Below are 13,942 nucleotides of genomic sequence, written 5' to 3' on the forward strand. Positions count from 1 at the left end.
CTGGATCAGGCGGCCGCGACCCCCAGCTTGCGCAGCCGGGCTTCGCGCAGCTTCTCGAAATCGGCGCCCGCATGGTAGGACGAGCGCGTCAGCGGCGACGAGGCCACCAGCAGGAAGCCCTTGCCGCGGCCGACAGTGGAATAACCGTCGAACTCCTCGGGAGTCACGAAGCGATCCACCGCCGCATGCTTGGGCGTGGGCTGGAGATACTGCCCAATCGTCAGAAAGTCCACATCGGCGGAGCGCAGATCGTCCATCACCTGCCCGATCTCCTCCTTCGTCTCGCCCAGCCCGACCATCAGGCCGGACTTGGTGAAGATCGTCGGATCCAACTCCTTCACCCGCGCCAGCAACTGCAGCGAGGCGAAATAGCGCGCACCGGGGCGGATGTTGGGATAGAGGCGCGGAACCGTCTCCAGATTGTGGTTGAAGACGTCGGGCTTGGCCTCCACCACCACCTCGACCGCACCCTTCTTCTTCTGGAAGTCAGGGGTCAGGATCTCGATGGTGGTCTCCGGCGACGCGGCGCGGATGGCGCGGATGGTGCGGGCGAAATGCTCGGCACCGCCGTCGGCCAGATCGTCGCGGTCGACCGACGTGATGACGACGTGGCTCAGCTTCAGCTTGCCGACCGCCTCCGCCACATTGTCCGGCTCATGCGGGTCCAGCTGGTCCGGGCGCCCGGTCTCCACATTGCAGAAGGCGCAGCCGCGCGTGCAGATGGAGCCCAGGATCATGAAGGTGGCGTGCTTGTGCTTCCAGCACTCCCCGATGTTCGGGCAGGCGGCCTCTTCGCACACGGTGTTCAGCTTCAGACCGCGCATCAACTGGCGGGTCTCGTTGTATTCCTGGCTCATCGGCGCCTTGACCCGGATCCAGGCCGGTTTGCGCTGGATGGGGTTGTCGGGCTTATGGGCCTTTTCGGGGTGGCGCAGCTTCTCGGTCTGGTCGACGAGGGTCATGGTCTAAAGCTCCCGATGGCCGACGCGATGCCCCGGCCCCGACAATAGGTGCGATGAGGATGTCAAACCCGCCATTCCGGCGGAAACAGTTCGGCCGGATAGGCCGGATCGAGCGCCTGGTCAAGCGTGAAAGGCGGCTCGACCGGGAAATGGCCGTCGGGCACATCCGCCTCGACGGCGGCCCGCAGGCGGGCATCCGAGTAAACGTCGGCGAAGATGCTGGCAATGTATGGCCGAAGGCTGAGGCTGTCCTTGATCTCCCGGATCAGCTTCTTGCGCTGCTCCCGGACGATCAGGCGCCAGCCGCGCTCGCACCGCTCCCGCAGGTCGGGACAGAACATCCATTTCAGCAAATGGACCAGCAGAACGCCAAGGCGGCTGTCGATCTCGGACTTCTGGCCGCGGCCCATGCTCTCGATCTCCTCGGCGACGTTCTCCCAGTCGACCGGGGCATTGTTCCGCTCGGCGCCGGCACGGCGAAGCTCCTGCGCCTGGGCTTGGGTCCAGGCGTAGAAATCCTCGTCATAGGCGGCGCTGCTGCGGTCCATGGCTCCGTCCGGTTGGGAAAAACGTCACCTCGGAAAATCCCAGTGGGAAATCCTAATTAAAAGTGGATCGCCCGGCCATAGGCATCAAGGACCGACTCATGCATCATTTCCGACAAGGTCGGGTGCGGGAACACGGTGTGCATCAGCTCGGCCTCGGTCAGCTCCGACGACTTGGCGATGCCATAGCCCTGGATCAGCTCGGTCACTTCCGCACCGATCATGTGGGCGCCCAGCATCTCGCCGGTCTTGGCGTCGAAGATGGTCTTGATCAGGCCTTCCGGTTCGCCCAGCGCGATGGCCTTGCCGTTGCCGACGAACGGGAAGCGGCCGACCTTGATCTCGTAGCCGGCTTCCTTGGCCTTCTTCTCCGTCAGGCCGACCGACGCGATCTGCGGGTGCGAATAGGTGCAGCCCGGGATGTTGCGGACGTTCAGCGCATGCGGGTGCTTGCCGGCGATGTGCTCGGCCACGATCACGCCTTCATGGCTGGCCTTGTGGGCGAGCCAGGGGGCGCCGGTCACGTCGCCGATGGCGTACACGCCCGGCTCGTCGGTCTCGCACATGCCGTTGGTCTGGATGTGGCCGCGGTCGGTCTTGACCTTGGTGTTCTCCAGGCCGAGGCCCTCGGTGTTCGGGCTGATGCCGACGGCAACGATGACGCGGTCGACCGTGATGTCCTCGGTCTTGCCGCCGGCCTCGACGGCCACGGTCACGCTGTCGGCGGCCTTGCGCAGGTTGCCGGCCTTGCCGCCGGTGATGATGCGCATGCCCTGCTTTTCGAAAGCTTTCCGGGCCATTGCGGAGATTTCCTCATCCTCTACCGGAAGGATGCGGTCCATCACCTCGACCACTGTAACCTTGGCGCCCAAGGCATTGTAGAAGCTGGCGAATTCGATGCCAATGGCACCGGACCCGATCACCAGCAGCGACTTCGGCATGCTGTCCGGGGTCATCGCCTTGCGATAGGTCCAGACCAGCTTGCCGTCATCCTCCAGCCCCGGCAGCGTGCGGGCGCGGGCACCGGTGGCGATGATGATGTGCTTGGCGCCGAAGGTGCCGACCGGGGCCTCGCCCTTGGTCACCGCCACCGTGCCCTTGCCGAGCAGCTTGGCGGAACCCTCGATCACCGCGACCTTGTTCTTCTTCAGCAGGTGCTTGACGCCGCCGTTCAGCTGCCCGGCGACCTTGCGCGAGCGGGCGACGACCTTGTCGAGGTCGAAGGACGGGTTCTGGATGACCAGACCATAGTCGGCGGCATGCTTGGCGAGATGCAGCACCTCGGCCGAGCGCAGCAGCGCCTTGGTCGGAATGCAGCCCCAGTTCAGGCAGATGCCGCCCAGGTTTTCACGCTCGATGACCGCGGTGTGCAGGCCAAGCTGAGCGGCGCGGATCGCCGCCACGTAACCGCCCGGCCCGCCGCCGATGACGATGACGTCGTAATTCATGTCGGCCAAGGGTGTTCTCCCCATTCAGGAGCGAGGCGCATCCTCGCGGCCGGCGGCAAAGATGCCTTCCTCGACCCGGCACGCCTCGTCGATGATCGTCTGGTACAGGGTGGCCATGAAGTCCGGATCCAGGCCGTACGCCAGCCCTGCCTCGGCCGCCCGTTTTTTCACCGCTTCGACGCGGTCGGGCAGCACGGCCGGCAGGTTCTCCGCCATCTTCACCGCTGCGACGCGGTGGACGACGGACAGGCGCTTGCCCAGCAACGCGACGAGCTCGTCGTCGATGGCGTCGATTTCGGCGCGGAGCGGGGCAAGGCTTTTCGACATGGAACCGGATCCTCAAACCATCAGAGCAGCATCGAGAGCGGATCCTCGAGCAGCTTCTTCACCGCCGCAAGGAATTCCGCACCGACGGCGCCATCGGCCACGCGGTGATCGAAGGTTCCGGTCAGGCTCATCACCGTGGCGATGGCCAGCGCGCCGTCCTTCACCACCGGGCGCTGCTCGCTGGCGCCGACCGCCAGGATGCAGGCCTGCGGCGGGTTGATGATCGCCTGGAACTGCTTGACCCCCATCATGCCCAGGTTGGAGATGGAGATTGTGCCGCCCTGATACTCTTCCGGCTTCAGCGCGTTGTCGCGCGCCTTCTTGGCCAGCGCCTTCATCTCGTTGGAGATGTCGGCCAGACCCTTGGTCTCCGCCTTCTTGATGATCGGGGTGATCAGCCCGGTCGGGGTGGCGACGGCAACCGAAACGTCGGCGTGGCCGTACTGCAGCATCGCCTCGTCGGTCCAGGACGCGTTGATCGCCGGGACCTTCTTCAGCGCCAGCGCCACGGCGCGGATGATGAAGTCGTTCACCGACAGCTTGTAGGCGTCGGACCGGCCGTTCAGCTCGGCGCGGACCTTCATCAGCGCGTCGATCTCGACATCCACCGTCAGGAAATAGTCGGGGACGGTGCGCTTCACCTCGCCCAGACGCTTGGCGATGGTCTTGCGCATGCCGCTGTTCGGCACGGCGGTGTAGGCCATGCCCAGCTTGTCGGCGAGTGCCTTGGCGTCGATGCCTTCGGCCTTGGGCGCCGGTGCCGGAGCAGCGGCGGGAGCCGGAGCCGCAGCGGCCGGAGCCGGGGCAGCCGCCGGGGCGGCGGCGGCCTTGGCCGGACCGGCGGCCTTGGCGGCCTCCACGTCGGCCTTGACGATGCGGCCGTGCGGGCCGGTGCCCTTGACGGACTTCAGGTCGACGCCGGCCTGTTCGGCGATGCGGCGCGCCAGCGGGCTGGCGAACACGCGCTCACCGGGAGCGGCAGCCGCGGGAGCTGCGGCCGGAGCCGGAGCAGCTGCCACCGGAGCGGCCGTCGGCGCCGGGGCAGCGGCCGGAGCGGCGGCAGCAGGGGCCGGGGCGGGAGCGGAGCCGGCCGACGCCAGCGCGCTCTCATCCTCGCCCTCTTCCAGCAGGATGGCGATCGGGGTGTTCACCGCGACGCCCTGGCTGCCGGCCGGGATCAGGATCTTGCCGATGCGGCCTTCATCGACCGCTTCGACTTCCATGGTGGCCTTGTCGGTTTCGATCTCGGCGAGAACGTCGCCGGACTTCACCGTGTCGCCTTCCTTCTTCAGCCACTTGGCGAGGTTGCCCTCGGTCATCGTGGGCGAGAGGGCGGGCATCAGAATCTGAACGGTCATCCTATCAGCCCTCCTCTCAACGATAGCAGGCTTGCTTGGCGGCCTTGACGATGTCGGCGACCTGCGGCAGCGCCAGCTTTTCCAGGTTGGCGGCGTAGGGCATCGGCACGTCCAGGCCGGCCACGCGGGCCACCGGGGCGTCGAGATAGTCGAACGCCTGTTCCATCATCAGCGCGCACATTTCCGAACCGATGCCGGCAAAGGGCCAGCCCTCCTCGACGGAGACGAGACGGTTGGTCTTCTTGACGCTGTTGACGATGGTGGCGGTGTCCAGCGGACGGATCGTGCGCAGGTTGATGACCTCCGCGTCGATGCCTTCCTTCGCCAGTTCCTCGGCGGCGGCCAGCGCATGGCCGACCATGATCGAGAAGGCGGTGATCGTCACGTCCTTGCCCTGACGCTCGATCTTGGCCTTGCCGATCGGCAGGACGAACTCCTCGTCCTCCGGGACGTCGAAGCTCTGGCCGTAGAGAATCTCGTTCTCCAGGAAGACGACCGGGTTCGGATCGCGGATCGCAGCCTTCAGCAGGCCCTTGGCGTCGGCCGCCGACCACGGCGAGACCACCTTCAGGCCCGGGCAGTGGGCGTACCAGGAGGCATAGCACTGCGAATGCTGGGCGGCGACGCGAGCGGCGGCGCCGTTCGGGCCGCGGAAGACGATCGGGCTGCCCATCTGGCCGCCGGACATGTAGAGCGTCTTGGCGGCGGAGTTGATGATGTGGTCGATCGCCTGCATGGCGAAATTGAAGGTCATGAACTCGACGATCGGCTTCAGCCCCTTGAAGGAGGCGCCGACGCCCAGACCGGCGAAGCCGATCTCGGTGATGGGCGTGTCGATGACGCGACGCTCGCCGAACTCCTGCAGCAGGCCCTGGGTCACCTTGTAGGCGCCCTGGTACTGCGCGACCTCTTCGCCCATGACGAATACCTTCTCGTCACGGCGCATTTCCTCGGCCATCGCGTCGCGCAGGGCCTCGCGGACCGTCTTCTTCACCGTCTTGGCGAAGAACTTGTCCTCGTCCGAATCCGGAGCGGACACCGGGGCGGCCGGCACGGTTGCGGCCTGGGTGGGCGCCGGAGCCGGAGCCTGCACCGCCGACGGGGCGGCCTTGGTCTCTTCCGAGGCGGGGGCGGCGTTGGCCGGAGCGGCGGCGGCCGGGGCGTTGCCGCCCTTGGACAGCGCGCTCTCGTCCTCGCCCTCTTCCAGCAGGATGGCGATGGGGGTGTTCACCGCGACATTGTCGGTGCCTTCCGGCACCAGGATCTTGCCGACGCGGCCTTCATCGACCGCTTCGACTTCCATGGTGGCCTTGTCGGTCTCGATCTCGGCGAGAACGTCGCCGGACTTAACCGTGTCGCCTTCCTTCTTGACCCATTTCGCCAGCTTGCCCTCGGTCATGGTGGGCGACAGGGCCGGCATCAGCACTTCGATCGGCATTCCTCAACCTCCGGCGGCGCGGGGAACCGGCTGATTCTCCCCATATCGGGGGCAACCCGTCCCTCTGGCGCCGCTCCTGCTTATCGTTGACGTCAGGACCAGACGGTGGATCGACGGTCAGCTCTCGACCAGGATGTCGGTCCACAGCTCCGACGGATCGGGCTCGGGGCTCTGCTGCGCGAACTCGGCCGATTCGGTGACGATCGCCTTCACCGCGCGATCGATCTCCTTCAGCTTGTCCTCGTCGGTATGGCCGCCGGCCAGCAGCTTCGACTTCAGCTGGTCGATGGGATCGGACTCCGACCGCATCTTCTCGACCTCCTCCTTCGTCCGGTACTTGGCCGGATCGGACATGGAGTGGCCGCGGTAGCGGTAGGTCTTCATCTCGAGGATGACCGGGCCGTTGCCTTCGCGGATGTAGTTCACCCACTGGTCGGCAGCGGCCTTCACCTCGAGCACGTCCATCCCGTTGACCTGATAGCCGGGGATGCCGTACGCGGCGCCGCGCTGATGCAGTTCGCCGGCCGAGGCGCGCTCCTGCGAGGTGCCCATGGCGTACTTGTTGTTCTCGATGACGAACAGCACCGGCAGCTTCCAGAGCGCCGCCATGTTGAAGCTCTCGTACACCTGGCCCTGGTTGATCGCGCCGTCGCCGCAATAGACCGCGGACACGCCGCCGTCGTTGAGGTACTTGTGCGCGAAGGCCAGACCGGTGCCGAGCGGAACCTGGCCGCCGACGATGCCGTGGCCGCCGTAGAAGTTCTTCTCGCGGCTGAACATGTGCATCGAGCCGCCCTTGCCCTTGGAGTAGCCCCCAATGCGGCCGGTCAGCTCGGCCATCACGCCCTTGGCTTCCATGCCGCAGGCCAGCATGTGGCCGTGGTCACGGTAACTGGTGATGACGTCATCGCCCTCTTTCAGGGCGGCCTGCACGCCGACCACGACGGCTTCCTGGCCGATGTAGAGATGGCAGAAGCCGCCGATCAGGCCCATGCCGTACAGCTGGCCCGCCTTCTCTTCGAAGCGGCGGATCAGCAGCATTTCGCGATAGTAATGAAGAAGCTCTTCGGACGAGACGGCTTGAGCGGGCGCGGTGTCGGTCTGCGCCTTGGTGGAACGGCGTCGGGACGCGGCCATGATTCCTCCCCAGGGTTCAAGCGGCAAAGGTCTTTTTCAACACCCCTTGCCGCCGCGCGTTGCGGGCGTGCGAGAGCCCGCACCGGAAGCGAATATGGCGCGCACACTACACGAGCTTCTGGGTCTGCGCAAACGTCTGTTTTTGCAGCGCTATTTTAGATTAACCGCGATTCGGTTAATCGGCTGATATCCCCTTACTTCTGCGTGGAGGCACCCTCGGGATCAGCCAGCTTGGGCAGCTTGACGATGACGTCGCGCGGGTTGGCGAAATTCAGCATCAGCCGCGCCCGCTCCTCCAGCATGTCGCGGTCGAGACCGTCGCCACGCAGCAGCTGGGCGCGCCGTTCCATATCCTCCCGCTCGGTGCGGAGCTGGTTGAGGACCCCTTCGGCCTGGGCGATTTCCCCCTGGATCTGCTTCATCGCCACCAGTCCGCGATCGCCATGGATCGCGTAGTAGGCGAAATAAGCCACCACGCAGGCGCACAGCGCCGGCATGATTGCTTGGCGGATCGCGCTTTTGGCGGCGCGGGCGAGCGTATCGGTGAGGTCGGCGATCATCGTCATGGTGGCACGATGGAATCACAGCGCCTTTCCACCGGTCAAACGAAAAAGATGGAACAGCCAAGTCGCAAAAGCTTCGTGATCTTTGCGCAACCCAGTAATGGGTATTCGTCGCGGCCAAGCCACAAGTCGAAAGGATGTTCCGGTAAAGTTCTCGTCGGTAATCGGACATCCGACCGGGCGACGCACCCGCTCATCGGTACAGCCAGCCACCCGGCATAGAGCGAAGGTGCATGGAATGAAACCGGCGGTGGCGTGTTTGGACCCACACGGCGCCGCCTGGCCAAAGCCGCGAGTCCCTTGCGGGTTCGCACAGGCGATTCCGCCAATGGCGCCGCCCACTGGCTGAGGAGCGATACCCCATGCGCAGCAAGTTCCTGATCGTGGCCCTGCCCGCCCTGCTTCTGGGTCTGGCGGCTTGCGACGACCAAAACGCCCAGAACTCCAATGCGGCGAACCAGACCAGCCCGACCACCAGCAGCGGGTCGAGCAGCGGGTCCACCACCGTTCCGCCGCCCTCGACCGGCGTTCCGGTGCAAGGCGGCACCTCCGGCAATTCGATGAACGAGACCAGCGGGGCCACCCGCACCGTGCCGGGCGGCTCGACCGCCGGTGGTTCGGCCGGCGGCGGCGCCAGCACCGGCGGCTCCCCCGCCCCGTCGGGCACCCAGTAAGGACGAAAGCCGATAAGGCGGGTGGTGGACGGTCACACGTCCACCACCCGCCTCCGCCGGTCCGATGCCTCGCCGCTGCTGTCCGGCTCGAAAGCGATGCCCTTGACCAGCGCCACCACCGGGCGGCCGGGCGCCAGTTCCAGTTCGCGCACGGCCGCCCGCGTGATGCGTGCGATCAGGAACGCCCCGCCAACGGCCAGCCGCACATCGGCCGACGACGGCCCGGCCTCCGCCACTTCCGTGACCGTCGCCGCAAGCGCGTTGCGCAGGCTGACGCCGCTCGGCGGCTGCAAAGCGATGATGACGTCGCGGGCGTGGATGTGCAGCCGCACCGCCGCGCCTGGCGGGCGGTCGATCTGCGGCACCGTCAGCCGCCCGCCGTCGAAAGCCAACACGGACAGCCCGTCCTCCGGAACGTGACGCTCGACCGTCAGGTCCAGCACCGCGCCGGCATCCTGCGCGCCGGTCACCGCCGACAAATCCAGCCGGCCCATCACCGTGCCGACCGGCCCGGCCGCGCGCACCCTGCCCTCCGCGATCAGCACCATCGTGGTGGCGAGCCGCACCACCTCGTCCAGCGCGTGGCTGACCAGGACGATGGGAATGTTCATCTCGTCGCGCAGCCGCTCGATATACGGCATGATCTCCGCCTTGCGCGCGGTGTCGAGCGATGCCATCGGCTCGTCCATCAGCAGCAGGCGCGGCTGTGCCAACAGGGCGCGGCCGAAGGCGACCCGCTGTTTCTCGCCGCCGGACAGGCCGCGCGGCCGGCGGTCCAGCAGATGGCCAAGCCCCAGCAGGTCCACCACCGGTTCGAAAGCGATCCGCCGCTCCCCGGCGGGCACGCGGCGCAGCCCGTATTCCAGGTTGCTGCGCACGGTCATGTGCGGGAACAGCCGCGACTCCTGGAAGACATAGCCGATGCGCCGCTTCTCCACCGGCACGTCGATGCGCCGGGCGCTGTCGAAGAACACAGTGTCGCCGATGCGGATGTGCCCGGCATCGGGCCGCCTCAGCCCGGCGATCGCGTTGATGACCGACGTCTTGCCGGAGCCGGAGCGGCCGAACAGCGCCGTGACCCCGCGTTCCTCTGCGGTGAAGGCGATGTCGAGCGTGAAGGCGCCCAGTGTCTGGCGGATGTGCAGGTCCAGCATGGTCAGACCTGCCCGATCAGGCGGCGAACCCGGTTCGCCAGAAACTCCGACAGCATCAGCGCCATCAGCGCCACGCCGAACGAGATCGCCGCCAGCCGCGCCGCCACCGCGTCGCCGCCCGGTTCCTGCGTCGCGGCATAGATCGCCAGTGGCAGGGTCTGCGTCTTTCCAGGGATGTTGGACACGAAGGTGATGACCGCACCGAATTCGCCCATCGCGGCGGCGAAGGCGACGATGGCGCCGGACAGCAGGCCCGGCGCCATCAGCGGCAGCAGGATGGTGAAGAAGCGGTCGACCGGCCCGGCGCCCAATGTGCGCGCCGCCGCCTCCAGCCCGCCGTCGATGGCCTCCACCGACAGGCGGATCGCCCGCACCATCAGCGGAAAGGAGGTCACCGCCACCGCCAGCGACGCCCCTTCCGCCGTGAAGATCAGCTTAATGCCGAAGGTCTGGTAGAGCCAGCCGCCGACCACCCCCTTGGTTCCCATGGTCACCAGCAGGATGTAGCCGGTGACCACGGGCGGCAGGACCAGCGGCAGATGGACCAGCCCATCGACCAGCGTCTTGCCCGGAAAGGAATAACGGCCGAGCACCCAGGCGGCGAGCACGGCCACCGGCAATCCCAACGCGATGGCGACGCCCGCGACACGCAGGCTCAGCAGCAACGCGGTGGTTTCCATCGGCGTCAGGAGTTCCATGCGGCAGAGCTTACGGTGCCTTGGGTGCCGGAACGAAGCCGAATTCCTTCCAAACCGCCATGCCGTCCGGCGATTTCATGTAATCGAGGAGGGCAACGGCCGCCGGACTCTTCGACGACGCCACCAAAGCCGCCGGATAGGTGATCGCCGGATAGCTGTCTTGCGGGAAGGTCGCGGCGACCTCCACCCCCGGATCGACGGCGGCGTCGGTGCGATAGACGATGCCCAGCGGCACCTCACCCCGGCTGACCAGCACCAGAGCGGCGCGCACGCTGTCGGCCCGCGCCAGCTTCGGTTCGACCGCCGTCCATTGGCCCAGCGACTCCAGCGCCGCCTTGGCGTACTTCCCGACCGGAACGTTCGACGGGTCGCCGGTGGCGAGCCGCCCGTCGCCCAGCTGGTCCGCCAGCTTGCCGCCCTTGGACAGATCCGGCTTCAGGGGCGAGCCCTTCGGCACCACCACCACCAGTTCGTTGCCCAGCAAATTCACCCGGCTGTCGGTCTTGATGAGATCGCGCTTCTGCAGATAGTCCATCCAGTCGAGATCGGCCGAGATGAAGATGTCGGCCGGGGCACCATTCTCGATCTGCTTGGCCAGCGCCGACGAGGCGGCAAACGACGAAGTCACGGTGGCCCCGGTCTTCGCCTTGAACTGCGCCGCCAGCTTTTCGACCGCGTTCTTGGTCGAAGCCGCCGCTAGAACCAGCACGTCCTGCGCCATCGCCGCCGGTGCCGCGGCCGTCAGGCCGATGCCCAGGACGACCGCCGAAACCGTCGCCGAAAAACCGCGGCGCCCGAACTTCCTATCCTTCCCGACCATCGCCACCTCCTGCCGAATTCGATGCCTGACCTATATTCCAACGGATACAACGCTTCGCGGTTGCGGTAAAGCGTAAACGGTGCAATCCGCACCGTTGAGGCATGGCGGCCATCCACATCATGTCATGACTTGCGTTGCGGCCCCGTGATAGGAAGTGCGGCGAATCAGCCCCTCTTCATCACTCCCTGCCCCAGGAAAGCCCCATGCGCGCCGTGAAGATTTCCCCCTCGATTCTCTCCGCCGATTTCGCCCGGCTGGGCGAGGAGGTCCGCGCGGTCGACGCCGCCGGCGCCGACTACATCCACATCGACGTGATGGACGGCCATTTCGTGCCGAACCTGACCATCGGGCCGGGCGTGGTGAAGGCGTTGCGTCCGCACTCCGCCAAGGTCTTCGACGTCCACCTGATGATCTCGCCGGTGGACCTGTTCATTCCGGACTTCGCCAAGGCCGGCGCCGACATCATCACCGTCCATCCGGAGGCCGGCCCGCACCTGCACCGCACCATCCAGCTGATCAAGTCGCTGGGCAAGAAGACCGGCGTCTCGCTGAACCCGGCCACCCCGGTGGACGCCATCCAGCATGTGCTGGAGGACATCGACCTCGTCCTGGTGATGACGGTCAACCCCGGCTTCGGCGGCCAGAGCTTCATCAAGAGCCAGCTTCCGAAGATCCGCGACCTGCGCGCCCGCATCGACGCGCTCGGCAAACAGATCGACCTGGAGGTGGACGGCGGCATCAACCCGGAGACCGCCCGTCTGGCGATCGAGGCCGGCGCCGACGTGCTGGTTGCCGGCACCGCCACCTTCACCGGCGGTCCGGACCAGTATGCCGCCAACATCCGCGCGCTGCGCTGAACGAACCGTTCGAATAAACGCCGACGGCCCCGCAACGCTCCCCCGGATGGGAGAAGCGTTGCGGGGCCGCTTCGTTTCAGGCCGGACTGGTTACAGTCCGGCCGGCAGGCATGGGTCAGCGGGTCGGCGGCGTATAGGGCGCACCGCCACTCATGCCGCGCGTGCTCATGTTGCCTTCCGTCTGCGATCCGGTGCCGGAATAGCCCGGAGCGGTATAGCCGGGAGCGGTATAGCTGGAACCGGAGTTGCCGTAGCCGTAGGTCCCGGCGCTCGACCCGGAATAGGTGACGGGCGGGGTCATGCTCTCCGCCCGCTGCCGTTCGGCCAGCTGGCGTTCGCCGATGCTCTCGCCCAGCACGACGACCTTGCCGCCCTGCGCCGTGTCGGTGATCGGCAGGCCGCGGGCCGGCGCGTTCAGCGGCGGCACGCCGGTCGTCGCGCCCATCGTATAGCTGGAGCCGGCCTGCGGCGTCGTCGCGGAACCGGCCACCTGGGCCATCGCGCCGGTCGACAGCAGAACGGCACCCACAGCGGTGAAAATGAAGGTCTTGTTCATAACGCGTCTCCTAACAGTCGTCCGTGGCGGCACCGCAGTGCGACGCCTGAAACGTGATGCGGAGAACAGGGCCGACCCCGGAAAGGTTCCGGCCGGGATTCGGATACCCGAAGGCGAGTCACCCTAAAAGATCACGCGTCGGCGAGAACCAAATGCGTCTCTGCCCGTTATTGGGCATGGGAAGACGGTCCCGCAACGGAAGGGAAATCACCATGGGTATTCTCTGGACGATCATCATCGGCTTTCTCGCCGGCATCGTCGCCAAGTTCCTGATGCCGGGTCGCGATCCGGGCGGCTTCATCATCACCACCCTGCTGGGCATCGCCGGCGCTTTCGTCGCGACATATCTGGGCGCCGCCGTCGGCTGGTATCGGCCGGGCGAGGGAGCGGGCTTCATCGGCGCCATCGTCGGCGCCATCGTCATCCTGGCCATCTACCGCATGATCGCCGGCCGGCGGACGACGGTCTAAGGCGACGGCTGTGGTACGGACCGGCCTGATTGAAGGCCGGTCGAGACACATCAGGACAGGACAAAGGGACCACCGGACGGCCGGCGGTCCCTTTTCCGTGTGTCCTTTTATTCCTGGCCGGATCGACGACGTTACGCCAGCGCCACCGGCTGCGGCATGAAGATGGCGCGGGAGATGGCGGCCTGGATGCCGGCGTTGGTGAAGGGCTTGCGGACGATCTGCCCGAGATGGCGGGCGTCGCCGGCCTGGATGTCGTCGTCGAAGGCGGTGACGAAGATGGTGCGCAGATCGCGCACGCGCTTCAGCCGCCGTGCGATCTCGATCCCGCTGCCGCCATCGGCCAGCCGGACGTCCAGCAGGGCCAGCGTCGGCTTTTCCGCCTTCATCAGGGCCAAAGCCTCCGGCTCGTTGCCGGCAGTCCCGCAGACGACATGCCCCATCTCGGCGACCAGCGCCCCTAATTCCATCGCCAGAAGGGCGTTGTCCTCCACCACCATCACCCGCTGGACCATGGCGCCCCGCACCCGCGCACGGGCGGTCTTCAACCTCTCGATCGCCTCTCCCGGCCGCAGCTGCAGCACCTTCGCCGCCTGCGGCAGGCTGAGGCTTTCCAGTGCGGTCAGCAGATACAGACGGCGATCGGCCTCCGGCAGTTCGGCAAGGGCGCGTTCGATGGGGTGCGGCGAGGGCAGCGGCCGGCCGGCCGGGCCGAAATCCTCCGAACGGTCGAACAGCAGATTCAGCAGCGCATACATCGACATCCGCGCCCCGTCGCCGCCACGATCCAGACCGAAGCGCGAGGGCGCCATCATCGCCGCCTCGACACAGCGGGTCACCAGCGCGTCGCCACGGTCGGTCGTGCCGGTCAGCGCCCGCGCATAGCGGCGCAGCACCGGAACCACCTCGAACAATTCGCATTCGTAAACGAGCATACC

The 13,942-nt window shown here is 66.7% G+C and carries 16 protein-coding genes; 3 read left to right on the forward strand and 13 right to left on the reverse strand.

Annotated features, from left to right (window positions below):
* Positions 1–5: 5 nt before the first annotated feature.
* The 8 genes from lipA to FZ029_RS12925 all read right to left on the reverse strand — a co-directional run bounded on the left by lipA (position 6) and on the right by FZ029_RS12925 (position 7,781).
* Positions 6–962 (reverse strand): lipoyl synthase, encoded by a 957-nt coding sequence (lipA, locus tag FZ029_RS12890; RefSeq protein ID WP_149269598.1) that lies wholly within the window; start codon positions 960–962, stop codon positions 6–8.
* Between the two features lie 62 nt (positions 963–1,024).
* Positions 1,025–1,510 carry a DUF29 domain-containing protein gene (locus FZ029_RS12895; protein ID WP_149269599.1) on the reverse strand — a complete coding sequence of 162 codons (486 nt, stop codon included), beginning with the start codon at positions 1,508–1,510 and terminating at the stop codon, positions 1,025–1,027.
* Between the two features lie 56 nt (positions 1,511–1,566).
* Positions 1,567–2,964, reverse strand: coding sequence for a dihydrolipoyl dehydrogenase (lpdA, locus tag FZ029_RS12900; protein WP_149269600.1), 1,398 nt, complete (start codon positions 2,962–2,964; stop codon positions 1,567–1,569).
* 15 nt (positions 2,965–2,979) lie between these two features.
* On the reverse strand, positions 2,980–3,282 hold the full coding sequence (locus FZ029_RS12905) for a chorismate mutase (RefSeq protein ID WP_109075434.1): 303 nt from the start codon (positions 3,280–3,282) through the stop codon (positions 2,980–2,982).
* A 20-nt stretch (positions 3,283–3,302) separates the two neighbouring features.
* Positions 3,303–4,640, reverse strand: a complete 1,338-nt coding sequence (locus tag FZ029_RS12910; protein WP_149269601.1) for a pyruvate dehydrogenase complex dihydrolipoamide acetyltransferase — start codon at positions 4,638–4,640, stop codon at positions 3,303–3,305.
* Between the two features lie 16 nt (positions 4,641–4,656).
* Positions 4,657–6,078, reverse strand: a complete 1,422-nt coding sequence (locus FZ029_RS12915; protein ID WP_149269602.1) for a pyruvate dehydrogenase complex E1 component subunit beta — start codon at positions 6,076–6,078, stop codon at positions 4,657–4,659.
* A 117-nt stretch (positions 6,079–6,195) separates the two neighbouring features.
* Positions 6,196–7,215: a pyruvate dehydrogenase (acetyl-transferring) E1 component subunit alpha gene (pdhA, locus tag FZ029_RS12920; RefSeq protein ID WP_149269603.1), complete on the reverse strand. Its 1,020-nt coding sequence runs from the start codon at positions 7,213–7,215 to the stop codon at positions 6,196–6,198.
* Positions 7,216–7,409: 194 nt separating this feature from the next.
* Entirely contained in the window at positions 7,410–7,781 is a 372-nt protein-coding gene (locus FZ029_RS12925; protein ID WP_174757288.1) for a septum formation initiator family protein, read from the reverse strand.
* A gap of 359 nt (positions 7,782–8,140) precedes the next feature.
* Between FZ029_RS12925 and FZ029_RS12930 the strand changes: the two genes are divergently transcribed.
* Positions 8,141–8,452 carry a hypothetical protein gene (locus tag FZ029_RS12930; protein WP_149269604.1) on the forward strand — a complete coding sequence of 104 codons (312 nt, stop codon included), beginning with the start codon at positions 8,141–8,143 and terminating at the stop codon, positions 8,450–8,452.
* A 32-nt stretch (positions 8,453–8,484) separates the two neighbouring features.
* On the opposite strand, the gene modC is transcribed toward FZ029_RS12930, so the two are convergent.
* Genes modC through modA form a run of 3 tightly spaced genes read right to left on the reverse strand, consistent with a single transcriptional unit; the run spans position 8,485 to position 11,124 of the window.
* Positions 8,485–9,606 carry a molybdenum ABC transporter ATP-binding protein gene (modC, locus tag FZ029_RS12935; protein ID WP_149269605.1) on the reverse strand — a complete coding sequence of 374 codons (1,122 nt, stop codon included), beginning with the start codon at positions 9,604–9,606 and terminating at the stop codon, positions 8,485–8,487.
* A 2-nt stretch (positions 9,607–9,608) separates the two neighbouring features.
* Positions 9,609–10,304: a molybdate ABC transporter permease subunit gene (modB, locus tag FZ029_RS12940; RefSeq protein ID WP_149269606.1), complete on the reverse strand. Its 696-nt coding sequence runs from the start codon at positions 10,302–10,304 to the stop codon at positions 9,609–9,611.
* A gap of 10 nt (positions 10,305–10,314) precedes the next feature.
* Entirely contained in the window at positions 10,315–11,124 is an 810-nt protein-coding gene (gene modA, locus FZ029_RS12945) for a molybdate ABC transporter substrate-binding protein (RefSeq protein ID WP_149269607.1), read from the reverse strand.
* Between the two features lie 203 nt (positions 11,125–11,327).
* Here modA and rpe point away from each other — a divergent pair, with 203 nt between their 5' ends.
* Positions 11,328–11,981, forward strand: coding sequence for a ribulose-phosphate 3-epimerase (gene rpe, locus FZ029_RS12950; protein ID WP_149269608.1), 654 nt, complete (start codon positions 11,328–11,330; stop codon positions 11,979–11,981).
* 115 nt (positions 11,982–12,096) lie between these two features.
* Here the strand turns inward: rpe and FZ029_RS12955 are convergent, their stop codons facing one another.
* Positions 12,097–12,537: a hypothetical protein gene (locus tag FZ029_RS12955; RefSeq protein WP_149269609.1), complete on the reverse strand. Its 441-nt coding sequence runs from the start codon at positions 12,535–12,537 to the stop codon at positions 12,097–12,099.
* 212 nt (positions 12,538–12,749) lie between these two features.
* Between FZ029_RS12955 and FZ029_RS12960 the strand changes: the two genes are divergently transcribed.
* Positions 12,750–13,007 carry a GlsB/YeaQ/YmgE family stress response membrane protein gene (locus tag FZ029_RS12960; RefSeq protein WP_098739889.1) on the forward strand — a complete coding sequence of 86 codons (258 nt, stop codon included), beginning with the start codon at positions 12,750–12,752 and terminating at the stop codon, positions 13,005–13,007.
* 131 nt (positions 13,008–13,138) lie between these two features.
* Here FZ029_RS12960 and FZ029_RS12965 read toward each other — a convergent pair whose 3' ends face one another.
* A complete protein-coding gene (locus FZ029_RS12965) occupies positions 13,139–13,939 on the reverse strand; it encodes a response regulator (RefSeq protein WP_149269610.1) in 801 nt (266 codons plus the stop codon).
* Between the last annotated feature and the right edge of the window lie 3 nt (positions 13,940–13,942).

It is taken from the genome of Azospirillum sp. Sh1, from assembly GCF_008365135.1.
GTDB classification, from domain to species: domain Bacteria; phylum Pseudomonadota; class Alphaproteobacteria; order Azospirillales; family Azospirillaceae; genus Azospirillum; species Azospirillum oryzae.